The following is a 16062-nucleotide window of genomic DNA, read 5'->3' as shown; positions in this document are numbered from 1 at the left end:
GCAATCGCTGTCGTAGGCGTGGCTCCGATCCTCAGGGCCATCAGAGCATGAACCGCTCGCCCGTTCTCTAGCAAACCGGCGAGCCCGCGGAACCCAGGCGCTGAACGTTCCCACACAGCCTCGGGCCATGAGCCGACATTCCTTCGACGCCGTCGCCTTCGCCGGCGGCGGCAATCGCTGCTACTGGCAGGGCGGTTTCTGGGACGCCTTCACCGCCGCGCATCCACAGAAGCCCCGTTTCGTGGTCGGCGTCTCGGCCGGCGCCTTCCAGGCGTGTTTCTCGCTGATCGGCGAGGGCAGCCGGGTGCGCCGCATCGTCGTCGACGCCTGCGCCACCATCGAGCGCGAGGTGGAGTGGACGCGCCTGCTGAAGGGCCGCTCGCCCTTCGTGGTGGGAGGCCTCTACCGCGAGCTGATCGCCGACGTCTTCGGCGACCTCGAACTCGCGGCGCTGAAAGCTGCGCCCGAGATCCTCATCCAGGTGACGCATCCGCCACGCTTCATGCCGCCGCTGGTAGCGGCCTATGCCGCCATCGGCGCCTATCAGGTGGAGAAGGTCTGGGCGGGCGCGGCCCACTCGCGCGCCGGACGGCATGTCGGGCTGACGCCGAGCTGGGTGTCGACCCACGCCGTCGCCTCGCGCGAGGACCTGGTCGACGCCCTGATGGGGACCGCTGCCGTTCCGCCGTTCATGCCGGTGGGCTTGGTCAATGGCCGTCCAGCGCTGGACGGCGGCCTCGTCGACAATCCGCCGGTTGACCGCATCGCCGCCGTGGAGAAGGACGGCGGACGCTCGCTGGTGCTGACGACGCGGGCGGGCCGCACCATGCCGGAGGTCGAGAACCGGACGGTGGTGCGTCCCTCGGTGCCCATCCTCACCAGCCGCTTCGCCGTGACGGACGCGGACGCGATCCGCGCCGCCTACGAACTCGGCGTCAGGGATGGCGAAGCCTTCGCCGCTTCGCTGCGCTGAGGCCCCTCAGCCGCGCGCGTCGAGCCAGGCGGCGAGGTCCATGAAGGTTTCCAGCACCACGTCGGCATGGGTCTCGAAATCGTCGGGCACCAGCGGGCCGGAGGTGACGCCGACCGCGACGACGCCGGCCGCCCGCGCGGCATGCATGTCGTGCAGGCTGTCGCCGACCATGGCGACCTCGTGCGGCGCCATCTTCCAGGCGTCGAGAAAGGCGTGGATCTGGCCGGGGGCGGGCTTGCGGCCATGGCCCGAGTCCCAGCCGACGATGAAGTCGAAGTGGTGGTCGATGCCGAGGCGCGCCGTCTGGCTGCGGGCGCCATTCTCCGAGTCGTTGGTGACGACACCGAGGACGAGGCCGCGTGCCTTCAGGGCCGCGATGGCGCCGGCTGGATCGCCGATGGGGGTCAGGCCCGCCAGGCCCTCCTCGACGAAGAGAACGTCCATCTCGTCGGTGACCGCCTTGGAGAAGGGCACGCCGATAGCCTCGGCCCAGAGTGGCCCGTAGTCGGCGGATGAGCCGGCAACGAGCGGCGAGGTCGGGCGGAAGCGCATGGCGGCCTCGTCGAAATGCGAGGTGGCCATGAGCCGCTCGACCTTGCCGCGGTCGCCCCTGGCCATGCGTTCCATGACACGGAAGGCGGCAGGCCCCCAGGTGCGGTCGAAATCGACGAAGGTGCCGTCCTTGTCGAGGAGAATGGCGCGAATGGTCATGGGCAGCTCCTAGCCGCGCCATGTGACACGGCGGTAACGGCCGGTCCAGCGTTGCGGGATTGCAGGCTTGCCTTGACGGGGCGCGCAGCCTAATCCCGCCACGACGATTGAGAACGGGCGGTGGAGGCCTCGCCATGCGCTACATCTCGACCCGGGGCGAGGCTCCGGTGCTGGACTTTGCCGATGCCCTGCTCGCCGGACTTGCCCGCGACGGCGGCCTCTATGTGCCCGAGACCTGGCCGGCCATGGCGCCGGAGGCCATCGCGGCGCTGTCGGGGCAATCCTATGCCGAGGTCGCGAGGCGCGTGCTGGCGCCCTTCGTCGCCGACGCGATTCCCGCTGCCGCCATGGACCGCATGATCGAGGAGGCCTATGCCGCCTTCCGCCATCCCGCGGTGACGCCGCTGGTGCAGCTCTCCTCCTCTGAATGGGTCCTGGAGCTGTTCCACGGCCCCACGCTCGCCTTCAAGGACTGCGCCATGCAGCTCCTGGGACGGCTGATGGACCATGTGCTGAAGGCCCGCGGCCAGCGCGCCACCATCGTCGGCGCCACCTCGGGCGACACCGGCGGCGCGGCCATCGAGGCCTTCAGGGGACTCGACCAGGTCGACGTGGTGATCCTGTTCCCGGACGGGCGTGTCTCCGACGTGCAGCGGCGGATGATGACCACCGTCGATGCACCGAACGTCCATGCGGTGGCCATCGACGGCACGTTCGACGACTGCCAGGCCATCGTGAAGGGGCTGTTCAACAACCATGCCTTCCGCGACCGGGTGCGCCTGTCGGGCGTCAACTCCATCAACTGGGCGCGGATCGTCGCGCAGGTGGTCTATTACTTCGCCGCCGGCGCCGCCCTCGGCGCGCCGCACCGTGCCGCCCGCTACGTGGTGCCGACGGGGAATTTCGGCGACGTCTTCGCCGGCTATGTGGCGAAGCGCATGGGCCTGCCGATTGCCGAGCTGGTGGTCGCCACCAATGTCAACGACATCCTGGAGCGGACTATCCGCACCGGCCGCTATGAGGTCACGGGCGTCGTGCCGACCTCCTCGCCCTCCATGGACATCCAGGTGTCGTCCAACTTTGAGCGCCTGCTGTTCGACGCCCATGGCCGTGACGCCGGGGCTGTCCGGCGCATGATGGCGGGCCTTGCGCAGTCGAAGAGCTTCACCATCGGCGAGACGGCGCTTGCGGCCATCCGCTCGGAGTTCGCCGCCGCCCGCGCCGACGAGGCGGAGGTCGCCGGCATGATCAAGGCGACGCTTGCGGAGGCCGGCTATCTCCTGGACCCGCATACGGCGGTCGGGCTTGTCGCGGCGCGCAAGGTGAAGGCCGATCCGGCGGTGCCGACCGTCGTCCTCGCCACCGCCCATCCCGCCAAGTTCCCCGATGCGGTGGAGGCGGCCTCGGGGACGCGCCCGGCCCTGCCCGCCTGGCTCGGCAACCTGATGGAGCGCGAGGAGCACATCGCCCACCTGCCGAACGAACAGGCGGCCGTCGAGGCCTATGTGCTGGAGAAGACCCGCGCGGCGGTGGCCGGCGCGGCGTGAGGCCTCACATGCCGAGATAGGCCTTCCGGACCCCGTCGTCCGCCAGAAGCTCCGCGCCCGTGCCGGACAGCGTGATGCGGCCGTTCTCCAGCACATAGCCGCGGCTGGCGAGCCGCAAGGACACCGCGACGTTCTGCTCGACGAGGACACAGGTGAGCCCGCCCTCGGCGAGGTCGCGGATGGTGCGCAGCACGTCCTGCACGACGGTGGGCGCAAGGCCGAGCGAGGGCTCGTCGAACATGACGAGTTCCGGTTCGCCCATCAGGCAGCGGCCGATGGCGAGCATCTGCTGCTCGCCTCCCGACAGCGTCCCGGCGGCCTGGCCCGACCGCTCAAGCAGCCGCGGGAACATGGCATAGACGCGCTCGAGGTTGCGCGCCTTGTGCCGGTGGGCGCGCGGGATCATGGCGCCCATGGCGAGGTTCTCCGCCACGGACAGCGAGGGGAAGACCTGGCGGCCTTCCGCCACCTGTCCGATGCCGAGATCGCAGACCTCATGGCTCGGCAGTCCCGTGATGTCGCGGTCCTTGAAGCGGATGGTGCCGGAGGCGGGCCGGTGCATGCCGGCGATGGTGCGGATGAGCGAGGTCTTGCCGGCGCCGTTGGCGCCGACGATGGCGACGATGGAGCGCTCCGGCACCTCCAGCGAGACCTTGTCGAGGGCCTGGGCGTCGCCGTGGAAGACGTCGATGTCGTGGACCAGCAGCATCAGAGCGGACCCATCATAGCGCCTCGGCCCCGAGATAGCTCTCGAGCACCTTCGGGTGGCGCGTCACCTCCTCCGGCGTGCCCTCGGCGATCGTGGCGCCGTGGTGGAGGACGTGGATGCGGCCGGCCAGCGCCATGGTGGCGCGCATGACGTGCTCAATGAGCAGGATGGTGACCCCCTGCCGGTTGATGTCCTTCAGGATGGCGACGATGCGGTCGACCTCGGTCGGCCTCAGACCCGCCATCACCTCGTCGAGCAGGAGCAGCCGCGGCTGGGTCGCCAGCGCCCGGGCGCATTCGAGCCGCTTGCGGTCGGGCAGGGTCAGCGATTTCGCCTTGGCCTCCCGCCGATCCCAGAGGTCGAGACGGCGCAGCACCTCGCCAGCCACCGAGCGCGCCGCGTCCATGTCGGGCGCGCGCATCATGGCGCCGATGGTGGCGTTCTCCATGACGGTCAGTTCGGGGAAGGGCCTGACGATCTGGAAGGTGCGGGCGAGGCCGCGCCGGCACAGCTGGTGCGGCGGCACGCCGTCGGCGCGCTCGCCGGCGAAGGTGATGGTGCCGGCATCCGGCAACATCTCGCCGGCGATCATGTTGAACAGCGTTGTCTTGCCGGCACCGTTCGGGCCAATGACGGCGAAGATCTCGCCCTCCTCGACCGAGAGCGAGACAGTGTCGACGGCGGTGAGACCGCGGAAGCGCTTGGTGACGCCGCGGACGTCGAGGAGCGTCGTCATTCGCGCCCCTCCGGAATGCCGAGCTTCTTCTTCAGCCAGGGCCAGACGCCGTTCGGGGCATACCAGATGATCACCATCAGCGCCGCGCCGTAGAAGACGAGGTTGACGCCGGGAATGGCGCGGCCGGCGACCTTCTCCACCAGCGCGATGAGGGTCTGGCCGAGCGGCGTCAGGATGAAGGCGCCGAGGATCGGGCCGAACAGCGTGCCGAGGCCCCCGATGATCGGCGCGAGGATCATCTCGATGGAGCGCGCGATGTCGAAGGTCTGACTGGGAAAGAGGTTGTTCTGGTAGAAGGCATAGACGACGCCCGCGACCGCCGTCATGGCCGAGGAGACGAGAACCGCTGCCATCTTGGCACGGAACACGTCGATGCCGAGCGCCCGCGCCGCCTCCGCGTCCTCGCGCACGGCGAGCCAGGCATGGCCGAGCCGGGAGCGCCGCAGCGCGGCGCAGACGAGGAAGGCCACCACCATCATGACCAGGGCCACGTAGTAGAACAGCATCGGCCCGCCGCGCAGGTTTACCGGGTTGGTGACGGGCGAGACGGGAATGAAGAAGCCGGCCGCGCCGCCGACGAAGGACCAGTTGTCGAAGCCGATGCGGGCGACCTCGGCGAAGGCGATGGTCAGCAGCGCGAAATAGACGCCCTCGATGCCGAAGCGGAAACCGAGCCAGCCGATGACGGCGCCGAAGGCCATGGCGACCAGCATGGCCGGGACGACGGCGATGGCGGGCGAGACGCCGAACTTCACCCAGAGCAGCGCGCCGACATAGCCGCCAAGGCCCACATAGAGCGCATGGCCGAGGGAGAGCTGGCCGCAGAAGCCCATCATGATGTTCCACGCCTGGCCGACGGTGGCGAACCAGAAGATCAGGAAGAAGACCGAGAGCAGGTAGCGGTCGAGAACGGCGGGCGCCACCAGCAGCACGGCGACGAAGGCCGCGAGCAGGACGAGGGCGCGGCGCGGCGCCTCGTCGACGAGCCTGGCCAGAACCGCGAAGGGGTTCATGCCCGCCTCCCCAGCAGGCCCTGCGGCCTGAGCGCGAGGACGAGCACGAGCAGCGCGAAGGAGGCCATGGTTTTCATCGACGGGGCGATGAGGACGGAGGCCATGGCCTCGGCGATGCCGATGAGCAGGCCGCCGACGATGGCGCCAGTCATCGAGCCCATGCCGCCGATGATGACGATGGTGAAGGCGAGCAGGGTGAAGGCCGGCGCGATCATCGGCGTCGCGTCGGTCAGCGTCACCATCAGCGCGCCGGCCGCGCCGACGCAGGCGAGGCCAAGGCCGAAGGTCAGCGCGTAGAGCTTCTTCACGTCGAGGCCGACCACGGCGGCGCCGACGAGATTGTCGGCGCAGGCGCGGATGGCGACGCCCGTATCGGTGAAGCGGAAGAAGGCGAAGAGCAGCCCGGCGACAGCGAGGGCCGCCACTGCCGCATAGACGCGCACCTTGTCGACGATGATCGCGCCGATCTCCCAGCTGTCGAAGGAATAGGGAAGATTGGCGCTGCGGGCATCGGGGCCGAAGATCATCAGCGTGCCGTTGACCATGATGATGGCGAGGCCCACCAGCAGAATGAACTGCTCATGCTCCGGGCGCGACACGAAGGGGTTGATGAGCGTGCGCTGCAGGCCATAGCCGATGACGAAGAACGCCGCGGCGATCGGCAGCATGGACAGGAAGGGGTCGAGGCCGAAGGAGCGGAACAGCACGAAGGCCGCATACATGGCGACGACGGCAAACTCGCCATGGGCGAAGTTGACCACCCGGACGACGCCGAAGATGACCGAGAGGCCCAGCGCCATCAGGCCATAGACGAGGCCCGTCAGGACGCCCTGGACGAGAACATTGGCGTAGAGCGACCAGAGCATGCGGTCCGGGGGTCCTTTGTGGGCGACAGCCGCAGTTAGCGCGACATCGCATCGCGAGCAACCCGACCGGGCGCCGTGCAGCCGGTCACGGCGCCGCAGCGAACAGGCGGGTCGGTATGCCGAGAAACGGGCCGGCCTCGGCAAGACGCCGGTCGAGGGTTTGAATGGAGGCGCCATGGGTCGCTGCGACAGCCAGGTGCAAGGCGTCTCCGGCGCGCAGGCCAAGTTTCTGCTGATCGACGAAGGCAGCCGCCATCCGAAAATGCCGGGCATCCACCGGCAGTATGACAAGGCTTTCGGCAGTCATTGCGTTGAAGGCTGAAAGGCAAGCCGCACGTTGATCCAGCGAGATGCCTCCCGTCCGCAGCTTGACCGCGAGAGCCGAGGAGACTTCCGTGATCGTCCAGTCGCTGATCGCAAGCGGCTCAGATCCATGGCTCTCAAGCCAATGGTGGACGGCCGGCGTCATGGCTTCCTGCGACAGGGCCGCAATGATGAACGACGTGTCGAGATAGACCATCAGTAGCGGTCGCTATCCCGCATGGCCCGAACCAGATCAGCGGCACTCTCCGCCTGCGCCGGCAGACTGTCCGTCAAGGCCCGCAGCCGCCCGACATCGACCGGCTTGCGCGCATGGGGGATGGAGGCGAGGCGGGCCACCGGCTTGCCGCGGCGCGTGATATCGACGCTCTCGCCGGCCTCGACCCGGTCGATGAGCGCGCTGAGATGGGACTTGGCATCGGCGAGATTGATGGTGGGCATGGAGGCTTCCTGACCAACTGGATGGTCATATAGCCTGAATGGCCGAGGAGCGCCAGCGTGACGGCCGGCGCTCCGTGACGCGTTGCCTCAGCTCCGCCCCTGCCAGGCCGGGAAGGGCAGAACCGGCTCGGCCAGGGCGACGTCCTTCGGCAGGACGACGGTCGGCACGCGCTTGAGGTTCTGCACCAGCGCCGATCCGATGTTCGGGTTCTGGCCCTTGGCGTCGAAAGTGATCGGGCCGCCGATCATCACATGCTCGGCGAGACTGGTGGCGCGCACCGCCTCCATGAGCTGGGCGCCGTTGGTCGTGCCGGCGCGCTTGAAGGCGTCGGCGGCGATGAGGAGGCCCTCGAAGGCGAAGCCGGCGTTGAAGCTGTCGACGGCGAAGCGGTTGTTCGGGTTCGCCTTGGCGAAGGCCTTCTCGAAGGCCTGCGTCATGGTTGACTTCGGGTTCGCCCAGGGCAGGCCGAACAGCACGAAATCGGCCAGCGGCCCCAGCGCCTGGTAGAACTCCTCGTCGTAGAAGCCGGGCGAGCCGGGCGAGATGATCGCCTTCGGCTGGAAGCGCTGGCGCACCATGTCGCGCACCATCTTGATGGCATCGGAGGCGCGGGTGACGCACATGACGAGGTCGGGATTGATGGAGCGGATCTTGGTGACCTCGACGGAGAGGTCCTGCGCCCGCGGGTCGTAGGCGATCTTCTCGACCAGTTGGATCGGCAGGTTCACGCGCGGCCAGATGGCGTCCATGGCGTTGCGCTGGGCGGTGCCGAACGTGTCGTTGGCGTGCAGGAACACCGCCTTCTCCAGCTTCACGTTCTTGGCGTCCATCACGTCCTTGATCAGACGCAGGCCGTTGGTGACGAGCTGGCCGCCGGTCTGGAAGTTGCGGACCAGGAACTTGTAACCCTGCTCGGTGATCTGCGGCGCGGCGGCGATGTTGACCACGAAGGGCACCTGCCGCTGCTCGGTCACCTGGGCGATGGCGAGCGTATGGCCGCTATCGAAGGCGCCGGTGAGCACATGGCAGCCGTCGTTGATGGCGCGCTCGGCCTGGGTGCGGGCGACGTCGGCGTTCGACTCGGTGTCGATATGGACGATCTCGACCTTGTAGCCGAGCTGGGCGAGCAGTTCCGGCGCGGCCAGAACGCCGCGATGCATCGACTGCCCGGCCTGGGCGAAGAAGCCCGAGCGCGGCAGCAGCGAGCCGATCTTCAGCGTCTGGGCCTGTGCCCTGACGATGCCCGGGGCGGCGAGGGTCGCGGCGGCGCCGGCGACGACGGCACGGCGCGAGAAACTGGTGGTCTTTGGCATCGAGATCCTCCCTGTGCCCGAAGGTTCTCATCCCGCGGGCCGACTGAAGGGCGCGATCTTACGCAAACCCGCGCGGAGGGAAAGCCGGGCGCGACGCATGGCCACTCCCTCTTTCGGAGCGCGCGGCGTATCGCGCGGAGGTCAGGCGATCGTCTTCTGCTCGAAGCGGCAGATGTCGGCGATGATACACCTGCCGCAGAGGGGCTTTGCCGCCTTGCACACGTAGCGGCCGTGCAGGATGAGCCAGTGGTGCGCGTGCAGGCGATAGGCGTCGGGCACCACCTTCTCGAGCCCCAGTTCCACCGCCAGCGGCGTCTTGCCCGGCGCGAGCCCGGTGCGGTTGGCGACCCGGAACAGGTGGGTATCGACGGCGATGGTGGGAATGCCGAAGGCCATGTTGAGCACGACGTTCGCCGTCTTGCGCCCGACGCCGGGAAGCGCTTCCAGCGCCTCACGCTCGGCCGGCACCTCGCCGCCGTGTCCGGCGATGAGCTTCTCCGACAGGGCGATGACGTTCTTCGCCTTGTTGCGGAACAGCCCGATCGTCTTGATGTAGCCGGTCAGCTTCTCCTCGCCGAGCGCCACCATCTTCTGCGGCGTGTCGGCGACCTGGAAAAGCGGCCGCGTCGCCTTGTTGACGCCGACGTCCGTCGCCTGCGCCGACAGCACCACGGCGACCAGCAGCGTATAGGGGTTGACGCTTTCGAGTTCGCCCTTCGGCTCGGGCTCGACCTGATGGAAGCGGAAGAAGATCGCCTCGATCTCCTGCGGCGTCAGGCCGTCGCGCTTGCGCCGCTTCGCTGCAGCCTTAGCGGCGGCCACATTGGCGAGCGCCTTGCCCGGACGCTTCACCGTCGACGCGGACTTGCGGTTTGACGGTCTGGCAGTGGTCGGGGCGCGCATGTCCGTCGTATAGTCCGAGGTCATGAACCCCGGCAACATGAACGCGACGATGCGGGCGAGCGCTGTGGAGGAGCCTCCGGGCTCCCCCCTGTTCGCGGCCATCCTGACGCCGCACCGCTCGATGGGTTGGCCCGGCTTCATCGCCATCATGGCGGCGGTGGGGGCCGTCAATCTCGTCGGCGGGGTGGTTTTCGCCGCCGTCGGCGCGTGGCCCGTCGTGCCATTCCTCGGGCTCGACGTGCTGATCATCTTCCTTGCCTTCCGCGCCAACTATCGCCATGCGCGCGCCTTCGAGGAGGTCATCGTCACGCCGAGCGAGATCCGCATCCGCAAGGTGAGCTGGCACGGACGCGCCCGCGAGTGGCGGTTCAATCCCGCCTGGACACGCCTCGCCCAGACGCGCGACGAGGAGGACGGTCAGGTTCTGACGCTGACCCTCGACGAGGGCCGGCGCCGCCTCGACATCGCGACCTTCCTGCCTCCCATCGAACGCGAGGGCTTCGGCAGGGCGCTGCGGCTTGCCCTCGATGAGGCGCGCCGCGGACCGACGCGCACGCGGTTCGACTAACGTTCTCCAACAGCAACAGGTAGCAAGGCATGGCCGGATCGGTCGATCGCGTTAGAGAGGCGCTGAGGTCAAAGGGTCACCCCGACGATATCGTCACCTTTCCTGACAGCACCCGCACAGCGTCCGAAGCCGCCGCCGCCGTCGGCTGCGAGGTGGCGCAGATCGCCAAGTCCATCCTGTTCCGCGCCGGCGACACGCCGGTCCTGGTGGTCGCCTCCGGGGCCAACCGCATCGATGCCGCCAAGGTGGCGGCGGAGATCGCGGCGCCCGTGGCGCGACCGGACGCGGCATGGGTGCGCCAGGTGACCGGCTTCGCCATCGGCGGCGTCTCGCCCGTGGGGCACCTGACGGCGCCGACGGTGCTGATCGACGAGGACCTCGCTGCCCTCGACCCGATCTGGGCGGCCGCGGGGGCGCCCAATGCCATCTTCCGCACCGGCTTCGCCGAACTGGTGAGGATCAGCGGCGGGCGGGTCGCGGACATCAGGGAATAGGTCGTTCACCCGCAGGAATCGGGTGGCTGCCCTCCCCGCGACAGGCCACATTGCGTGCATGTCACCGCCCGGGAGCCGCCCCCATGCTGAATATCGTCCAGCTCGAGAAACATGGCACGCCGATCCGGCTTGCCGAGGCCGCCGACGACTACGAGATCGTCCGCCGCACGCTCGCCTTCATCACCGACCATTGGCGCCGCCAGCCGACGGTGGAGGAGATGGCCGGCCATGTCGGCCTGTCCCCCGGCCATCTTCATCACCTGTTCCGCCGCTGGGCGGGGCTGACGCCGAAGGATTTCCTGCAGGCCATCACGCTGGATGCCGCCCGCGCCCTGCTGCGCGACGAGGCGACCGTTCTCGATACGGCCTACGAGGTCGGCTACTCCGGCCCCGGGCGGCTGCACGACCTCTTCGTCACCCACGAGGCCATGTCTCCGGGCGAGTTCAAGTCGGGCGGCGAGAGCCTGACCATGCGCTACGGCTTCCACCCCTCCCCCTTCGGCCTGGCCATCGTGGTGGCGACCGACAGGGGCCTCGCCGGCCTCGGCTTCTGCGACGGCGGCGGCGAGCCCTCGGCGCTGGCCGACATGAAGGGGCGCTGGCCGAAGGCGATCTTCGTCGAGGATACCGCGGCAACGGCGCCGCTGGCCCGACGCGTCTTCGACCCGGAGGCCTGGGCCGGCGACCGGCCGCTCCGCGTCTGCCTCATCGGCACGGATTTCGAGGTGCGGGTCTGGGAGACATTGCTGCGCATCCCCATGGGCAAGGCGACGACCTACTCGACCATCGCCAGCCACATCGGCAGGCCGACGGCCGCGCGCGCGGTCGGGGCTGCGGTCGGCAAGAACCCCATTTCCTTCGTCGTGCCCTGCCACCGGGTGCTCGGACGCTCCGGTGCGCTGACGGGCTATCACTGGGGCCTGACGCGCAAGCAGGCCATGCTGGGCTGGGAGGCCGGGCACGCGGGGTAGGGCGGCGACTCGCCCTCCTGTTTGCCCCTCGCCCGTCCACTTCCGAAGGGAGTGCTCGCCATCGCCGCGCCGATGATCTTCGCCCATGTGATGCCGCTGCTGTTCGGCACCGTCATCGCCACCGATTCACGAGCTTGAGCGCGCCCCACGATCCCAGCAGCGCTGCGAGCATCACGCCCGCAAGAGCGACTTCCATCAGGGGAGACCCCTGGTCCGCCAGCGAAGACCCACGCAAATTCACCAGCATGATCTGATTCAGGAACACGAAGATCACCACCACGGCCATGCCGCCGAGGTTGGCGCCCGCAAGTGCGCCGACGAACGAGACGACGAGGTTGACGATCCAGCCGACCACCCCTCGCTTTTCCGTCCACGCCTCGTGGATCCCGACAGCCAGTGCGGCGACGATGAATGCCAGCCCGATCACCAGCGACCCGCCGACGCTCGACCGCGGAATCGAACCTGTCGCCTGGAGAAGCACGACGGCGATCACGGCTGCCAGCGCGATGTACTTCATGACGCTCGCTCTGATGCTCTGGTAGAGGCGTGAGCGTTCACATCCGGCTCGATATCGGCGTCAAAAATATGGCCGTTGCGACGCTGTCGGCCGCTCCCTCTGCGCGCCTGCGCAAATTCGACCGCCAGATGGACCCACATCCGGAATTCAAAAACGAGGATCGCCAGAGCTGGAAGGCTGACTGCCGGAATTGTCATTGCGCGCGCTGGATTTGGCGGCCCGCCCGAAGCTAGAAGGAGAGCGTGACCCACACCCTCCCCATCCCGGCTTCCCCCGTCGTCAGCCATCGCCGCGTGCTCGCCATCGCCGTGCCGATGATCTTCGCCCATATGACGACGCCGCTGCTCGGCATCGTCAGCGCCACCGCCATCGGCAGGCTGGGCGACGCCACGGCGCTGGCCGCGGTGGCGCTCGGCGCCGTCATCATCGACGTGATCTTCTGGGCCTTCGCCTTCCTGCGCATGGGCACGATCGGGCTGACGGCGCAGGCGCTCGGCCGCGCCGACGACATCGAGCGGCGCGCCGTCATCGCTCGCGCCCTGCTGCTCGCCGTCGCCTGCGGTGTCGCGCTCATCGTGCTGCAACGCCCGCTGCTCTGGCTGTTCTTCAAGGCGATGGGCGCGTCGGAGGCCGTGACAATCGCCGCCGACACCTATGTCTCGATCCGGCTCCTGTCGGCGCCGGCGGTGTTCATCAACTTCGCCATTCTCGGCTGGCTCATCGGCCAGGCGCGGACGATGACCGGGCTGGTGCTGCAGATCGTCATCAATGTCGCCAACATGGGAATGACGGTGCTGTTCGTCTCCGTGCTCGGCCTCGGCATCCCGGGCGCGGCGACCGCCAACGCGCTGGCCGAATATGGCGGCGCGGTCGCGGGCCTCGTCATCGTCATGGCCTCGCTCGGCTGGCGCTTCGCGGTGCCACGATCGGTGATCCTCGACCGGCAGCGCATCGTCCGCACCATCGCCATCAACCGCGACATCATGATCCGCACGGCGGCGCTGGTCGGCTCCTTCGCCTTCTTCACACGGCAGGGGGCGGTCGGCGGCGACACGGTGCTGGCGGCCAATGCCATCCTGATGAACTTCGTCGGCATCGCCGCCTTCTTTCTCGACGGCTTCGCCACATCCGCCGAGCAGCTCGGCGGACAGGCGGTCGGGGCGCGGGACGAAACGGCTTTCCGCCGCGCCGTGTGGCTGTCGGCCCTCTGGGCGGTGGTCTTCGGAACCCTCGCCTCCGCCGCCTTCTTCGCCGGCGGCGGTCATGCGATCGACTTCGTCACGACCTCGCAGGCCGTGCGCGACGAGGCGCGGCGCTACCTGCCCTACATGGCGCTGACGCCGTTCACCGGCGTGATGGCCTTCCTGTTCGACGGTGTGTTCATCGGCGCCACATGGACGGTCGCCATGCGCAACTGCATGGTCGCGGCGATGGCGACCTTCATCGCGGCGTGGTGGCTTCTCAGGGGCTACGGCAATGACGGGCTGTGGATCGCATTCCTGATCCTGCAGGCCGTGCGCGGGCTCTATCAGGGGCTGGTGCTGCCCGGCCTGATGCGCGCGACCTTCAGGTGAGGCGCCAGTCGGCGTTCGACGTGCCGACGAGATCGGCGACGGACGCCAGCCGGTCGCGGGCGAGACGGGCCGTCAGTCCCTCGCTGATCTCGCCGATCAGGCCGAACCCCTTGAACACCATCGCCGAATAGAGCTGCACCAGCGTCGCCCCGGCGGCGATCTTGGCATAGGCGTCCTCGGCCGAGGCGATACCGCCGACGCCGATCAGCGGGAACTGGCCTTCGACACGGCGGAAGGTCTCGGCGAGCATCTTCGTCGACCTGTCGAAGAGCGGCCTGCCCGACAGGCCACCCGCCTGCTTCGCCGTCGCCTGGTCCTTCAGGCTGGCGGGACGGTCGATGGTGGTGTTGGAGACGATCATCCCGTCGATGCCGCGCTGGCGGCTGACCCTCACCATGTCGTCGAGGCCGTCGAGGCTGAGGTCCGGCGCGATCTTGACGAGGATGGGCCTGCCCGGCGCCGCCTTGTCGCGCGCCTCGATGCAGCGGGCGAGAACCTCGTCGAGGAAGCTCGCCTGCTGCAGGTCGCGCAGGCCCGGCGTGTTGGGCGAGGAGACATTGACCGAGAGATAGGAGACGTGGGGGCCGAGGCGCTCGACCAGCAGGCCGTAGTCGGCGACGCGATCCACCGACTCCTTGTTCGGCCCGATGTTGACGCCGACGATGCCAGAGCGACGGGCGCGCGCCGCGAGACGGCGGGCGACCGCGTCGACGCCGTCGGAGTTCAGGCCATAGCGGTTGATCACGGCCTCGTCCGGCACGAGGCGGAAGACGCGCGGCTTCGGATTGCCGGGCTGCGGCTTCGGCGTCACGCCGCCGACCTCGACGAAGCCGAAGCCGAGCCTCAGCGCCGCGTCGGGCACCTCGGCATTCTTGTCGAAGCCTGCGGCGAGCCCGATCGGATTGGGGAAGGCAAGACCGAAGGCCGAAACGGCGAGGCGCCTGTCATCGGCCCCGCAGGCGGGGATCGGCAGGGACTTCAGCGCGGCGATGGCAAGGTTGTGCCCGGTTTCCGGATCGGTGGAGAGGAGAACCGGACGGGCGAGGCGCGAGACGATGGCGAGGAGCGACATGGCCCCGTGTTTGGCACCGGATGGCGGAGCCGGCAAGGGCGCCGAGGCGCCTTCCGGCGCCTCGTGCGTCAACGGGCTCGCGCCGCCGCCCTCACAGCCGCACGATCTTCGCATCCACCGGCCATTCCAGCGTCTTCAGTGCCTGGGCGAGGTCGTCGATCAGGTCGTCGGCATCCTCCAGGCCGACGGACAGGCGCAGCAGGCCGTCGGTGATGCCCATCTCCAGCTTCTCGGCCGGCGTGAAGCGGTCATGCGTGGTCGTCGGCGGATGGGTGATGAGGCTCTTCGCATCGCCGAGATTGTTGGAGATCCTGATGATGTTCAGGGCGTTGGCGACACGGAAGGCGCCGGCCTTGCCGCCCTCGACCTCGAAGGCCACCAGCGTCGAGCCGCCGCGCATCTGGCGCTGGGCGAGTTCGTATTGCGGATGGTCCTTGCGGCCGGGATAGATGACCTTCGTCACGCCCGGCAGCCCGGCGAGTGCGTCGGCCACCTTGGCCGCGCTCTGCGCCTGGCGCTCGACGCGCAGCGGCAGCGTCTCCAGGCTCTTCAGCACCACCCAGGCGTTGAACGGGCTCATGGCCGGGCCGGTCTGGCGCAGATACTGGTAGACATTGTCCTGGATAAATTGCTTCGAGCCGAGGATGACGCCACCGAGGCAGCGGCCCTGACCATCGATGTGCTTGGTCGTGGAATAGACCACGCAGTCGGCGCCGAGCTGCAGCGGGCTCTGCATCATCGGGGTGGCGAAGACGTTGTCGACGGTCACCTTGATGCCGGTCTTCTTCGCAATCACGCAGATCGCGGCGATGTCATAGACCTCAAGGGTCGGGTTGGTCGGGCTCTCGAGGAAGAAGACCTTGGTGTTGGGCCTCACCGCCGCCTCCCACTGGGCGAGGTCGGCGCCGTCGACGAGGGTCGACTGGACGCCGAAGCGCGGCAGCAGCGTCTCGATGATATAGCGGCAGGAGCCGAACAGCGCCTTGCAGGCCACCACGTGGTCGCCGGCCGAGAGCTGGCCGAACATGGCGGCATTGACCGCAGCCATGCCGGTGGCGGTCGCCTTGGCGGCTTCCGCGCCTTCGAGGAGCGCCATGCGGTCCTCGAACATCTGCACCGTCGGGTTGGAGAAGCGGGCGTAGATGAAGCCGGCGTCCGTGCCCTTGAAGCGCGCCTCGGCCTGCTCGGCCGACTCGTAGACATGGCCCTGGGTCAGGAACAGCGCCTCCGAGGTCTCGCCGAACTCGGACCGGATCGTGCCGCCGTGGACGAGGCGCGTCGCCGGCCGGACGCGGGTGGGGTCAAAGGGCTTCTTCATCGGCTCGTCCTCGC

At 68.6% G+C, this 16062-nt stretch carries 18 protein-coding genes; 6 read left to right on the top strand and 12 right to left on the bottom strand.

Features of this window, described 5'->3' with window-relative positions:
- Positions 1–127: 127 nt before the first annotated feature.
- Positions 128–973: a patatin-like phospholipase family protein gene (locus tag ACJ4V0_RS19035; RefSeq protein WP_448301185.1), complete on the top strand. Its 846-nt coding sequence runs from the start codon at positions 128–130 to the stop codon at positions 971–973.
- Positions 974–979: 6 nt separating this feature from the next.
- Here ACJ4V0_RS19035 and ACJ4V0_RS19030 read toward each other — a convergent pair whose 3' ends face one another.
- A complete protein-coding gene (locus ACJ4V0_RS19030) occupies positions 980–1684 on the bottom strand; it encodes an HAD family hydrolase (protein ID WP_448301184.1) in 705 nt (234 codons plus the stop codon).
- Between the two features lie 134 nt (positions 1685–1818).
- Between ACJ4V0_RS19030 and thrC the strand changes: the two genes are divergently transcribed.
- Positions 1819–3231: a threonine synthase gene (gene thrC / locus ACJ4V0_RS19025; protein ID WP_448301183.1), complete on the top strand. Its 1413-nt coding sequence runs from the start codon at positions 1819–1821 to the stop codon at positions 3229–3231.
- Positions 3232–3235: 4 nt separating this feature from the next.
- Here the strand turns inward: thrC and ACJ4V0_RS19020 are convergent, their stop codons facing one another.
- The 8 genes from ACJ4V0_RS19020 to nth all read right to left on the bottom strand — a co-directional run bounded on the left by ACJ4V0_RS19020 (position 3236) and on the right by nth (position 9558).
- Positions 3236–3940, bottom strand: a complete 705-nt coding sequence (locus ACJ4V0_RS19020) for an ABC transporter ATP-binding protein (protein WP_448301182.1) — start codon at positions 3938–3940, stop codon at positions 3236–3238.
- Between the two features lie 13 nt (positions 3941–3953).
- The gene (locus tag ACJ4V0_RS19015; RefSeq protein WP_448301181.1) at positions 3954–4676 is read right to left on the bottom strand and encodes an ABC transporter ATP-binding protein; all 723 of its coding nucleotides are present in this window, start codon (positions 4674–4676) and stop codon (positions 3954–3956) included.
- Complete coding sequence (locus tag ACJ4V0_RS19010) at positions 4673–5689, bottom strand: branched-chain amino acid ABC transporter permease (protein ID WP_448301180.1); 1017 nt, start codon at positions 5687–5689, stop codon at positions 4673–4675. Before ACJ4V0_RS19010 ends, ACJ4V0_RS19015 begins: the two co-directional genes overlap by 4 nt.
- A complete protein-coding gene (locus ACJ4V0_RS19005) occupies positions 5686–6555 on the bottom strand; it encodes a branched-chain amino acid ABC transporter permease (protein ID WP_448301179.1) in 870 nt (289 codons plus the stop codon). The genes ACJ4V0_RS19010 and ACJ4V0_RS19005 overlap by 4 nt, the downstream gene beginning before the upstream one ends.
- Positions 6556–6640: 85 nt before the next feature.
- Positions 6641–7075 (bottom strand): type II toxin-antitoxin system VapC family toxin, encoded by a 435-nt coding sequence (locus ACJ4V0_RS19000; RefSeq protein ID WP_448301178.1) that lies wholly within the window; start codon positions 7073–7075, stop codon positions 6641–6643.
- Positions 7075–7317, bottom strand: coding sequence for a type II toxin-antitoxin system Phd/YefM family antitoxin (locus ACJ4V0_RS18995; protein WP_448301177.1), 243 nt, complete (start codon positions 7315–7317; stop codon positions 7075–7077). The genes ACJ4V0_RS19000 and ACJ4V0_RS18995 overlap by 1 nt, the downstream gene beginning before the upstream one ends.
- 87 nt (positions 7318–7404) lie before the next feature.
- Positions 7405–8631, bottom strand: coding sequence for an ABC transporter substrate-binding protein (locus ACJ4V0_RS18990; protein WP_448301176.1), 1227 nt, complete (start codon positions 8629–8631; stop codon positions 7405–7407).
- Between the two features lie 141 nt (positions 8632–8772).
- A complete protein-coding gene (gene nth, locus ACJ4V0_RS18985) occupies positions 8773–9558 on the bottom strand; it encodes an endonuclease III (RefSeq protein WP_448301175.1) in 786 nt (261 codons plus the stop codon).
- 13 nt (positions 9559–9571) lie between these two features.
- On the opposite strand from nth, the gene ACJ4V0_RS18980 reads away from it, so the two are divergent.
- The 3 genes from ACJ4V0_RS18980 (at position 9572) to ACJ4V0_RS18970 (ending at position 11567) form a co-directional block, all read left to right on the top strand.
- On the top strand, positions 9572–10102 hold the full coding sequence (locus tag ACJ4V0_RS18980) for a DUF2244 domain-containing protein (RefSeq protein WP_448301174.1): 531 nt from the start codon (positions 9572–9574) through the stop codon (positions 10100–10102).
- Positions 10103–10131: 29 nt separating this feature from the next.
- Positions 10132–10596: a YbaK/EbsC family protein gene (locus ACJ4V0_RS18975; RefSeq protein ID WP_448301173.1), complete on the top strand. Its 465-nt coding sequence runs from the start codon at positions 10132–10134 to the stop codon at positions 10594–10596.
- Between the two features lie 83 nt (positions 10597–10679).
- Positions 10680–11567 (top strand): methylated-DNA--[protein]-cysteine S-methyltransferase, encoded by an 888-nt coding sequence (locus ACJ4V0_RS18970; RefSeq protein WP_448301172.1) that lies wholly within the window; start codon positions 10680–10682, stop codon positions 11565–11567.
- A gap of 112 nt (positions 11568–11679) precedes the next feature.
- Here the strand turns inward: ACJ4V0_RS18970 and ACJ4V0_RS18965 are convergent, their stop codons facing one another.
- On the bottom strand, positions 11680–12084 hold the full coding sequence (locus tag ACJ4V0_RS18965; RefSeq protein ID WP_448301171.1) for a hypothetical protein: 405 nt from the start codon (positions 12082–12084) through the stop codon (positions 11680–11682).
- A 242-nt stretch (positions 12085–12326) separates the two neighbouring features.
- Between ACJ4V0_RS18965 and ACJ4V0_RS18960 the strand changes: the two genes are divergently transcribed.
- Entirely contained in the window at positions 12327–13658 is a 1332-nt protein-coding gene (locus ACJ4V0_RS18960) for an MATE family efflux transporter (RefSeq protein ID WP_448301170.1), read from the top strand.
- Here the strand turns inward: ACJ4V0_RS18960 and ACJ4V0_RS18955 are convergent.
- Together ACJ4V0_RS18955 and ACJ4V0_RS18950 are read right to left on the bottom strand one after the other, a co-directional pair.
- On the bottom strand, positions 13651–14730 hold the full coding sequence (locus tag ACJ4V0_RS18955; RefSeq protein ID WP_448301169.1) for a quinone-dependent dihydroorotate dehydrogenase: 1080 nt from the start codon (positions 14728–14730) through the stop codon (positions 13651–13653). The two genes, ACJ4V0_RS18960 and ACJ4V0_RS18955, sit on opposite strands and share 8 nt — an antisense overlap.
- A gap of 91 nt (positions 14731–14821) precedes the next feature.
- The gene (locus tag ACJ4V0_RS18950; RefSeq protein ID WP_448301168.1) at positions 14822–16048 is read right to left on the bottom strand and encodes an O-succinylhomoserine sulfhydrylase; all 1227 of its coding nucleotides are present in this window, start codon (positions 16046–16048) and stop codon (positions 14822–14824) included.
- Between the last annotated feature and the right edge of the window lie 14 nt (positions 16049–16062).

This window comes from Phreatobacter aquiterrae, from assembly GCF_053471285.1.
This window is presented reverse-complemented; position numbering and strand designations above follow the sequence as displayed.

What these genes read in the sequence shown, in the direction of transcription:
- ACJ4V0_RS19035 (WP_448301185.1), top strand. Translation starts at nt 128, where the DNA reads ATGAGCCGACATTCCTTCGACGCCGTCGCCTTCGCCGGCGGCGGCAAT.
- ACJ4V0_RS19030 (WP_448301184.1), bottom strand. Translation starts at nt 1,684, where the DNA reads ATGACCATTCGCGCCATTCTCCTCGACAAGGACGGCACCTTCGTCGAT.
- thrC (WP_448301183.1), top strand. Translation starts at nt 1,819, where the DNA reads ATGCGCTACATCTCGACCCGGGGCGAGGCTCCGGTGCTGGACTTTGCC.
- ACJ4V0_RS19020 (WP_448301182.1), bottom strand. Translation starts at nt 3,940, where the DNA reads ATGCTGCTGGTCCACGACATCGACGTCTTCCACGGCGACGCCCAGGCC.
- ACJ4V0_RS19015 (WP_448301181.1), bottom strand. Translation starts at nt 4,676, where the DNA reads ATGACGACGCTCCTCGACGTCCGCGGCGTCACCAAGCGCTTCCGCGGT.
- ACJ4V0_RS19010 (WP_448301180.1), bottom strand. Translation starts at nt 5,689, where the DNA reads ATGAACCCCTTCGCGGTTCTGGCCAGGCTCGTCGACGAGGCGCCGCGC.
- ACJ4V0_RS19005 (WP_448301179.1), bottom strand. Translation starts at nt 6,555, where the DNA reads ATGCTCTGGTCGCTCTACGCCAATGTTCTCGTCCAGGGCGTCCTGACG.
- ACJ4V0_RS19000 (WP_448301178.1), bottom strand. Translation starts at nt 7,075, where the DNA reads ATGGTCTATCTCGACACGTCGTTCATCATTGCGGCCCTGTCGCAGGAA.
- ACJ4V0_RS18995 (WP_448301177.1), bottom strand. Translation starts at nt 7,317, where the DNA reads ATGCCCACCATCAATCTCGCCGATGCCAAGTCCCATCTCAGCGCGCTC.
- ACJ4V0_RS18990 (WP_448301176.1), bottom strand. Translation starts at nt 8,631, where the DNA reads ATGCCAAAGACCACCAGTTTCTCGCGCCGTGCCGTCGTCGCCGGCGCC.
- nth (WP_448301175.1), bottom strand. Translation starts at nt 9,558, where the DNA reads ATGACCTCGGACTATACGACGGACATGCGCGCCCCGACCACTGCCAGA.
- ACJ4V0_RS18980 (WP_448301174.1), top strand. Translation starts at nt 9,572, where the DNA reads ATGAACGCGACGATGCGGGCGAGCGCTGTGGAGGAGCCTCCGGGCTCC.
- ACJ4V0_RS18975 (WP_448301173.1), top strand. Translation starts at nt 10,132, where the DNA reads ATGGCCGGATCGGTCGATCGCGTTAGAGAGGCGCTGAGGTCAAAGGGT.
- ACJ4V0_RS18970 (WP_448301172.1), top strand. Translation starts at nt 10,680, where the DNA reads ATGCTGAATATCGTCCAGCTCGAGAAACATGGCACGCCGATCCGGCTT.
- ACJ4V0_RS18965 (WP_448301171.1), bottom strand. Translation starts at nt 12,084, where the DNA reads ATGAAGTACATCGCGCTGGCAGCCGTGATCGCCGTCGTGCTTCTCCAG.
- ACJ4V0_RS18955 (WP_448301169.1), bottom strand. Translation starts at nt 14,730, where the DNA reads ATGTCGCTCCTCGCCATCGTCTCGCGCCTCGCCCGTCCGGTTCTCCTC.
- ACJ4V0_RS18950 (WP_448301168.1), bottom strand. Translation starts at nt 16,048, where the DNA reads ATGAAGAAGCCCTTTGACCCCACCCGCGTCCGGCCGGCGACGCGCCTC.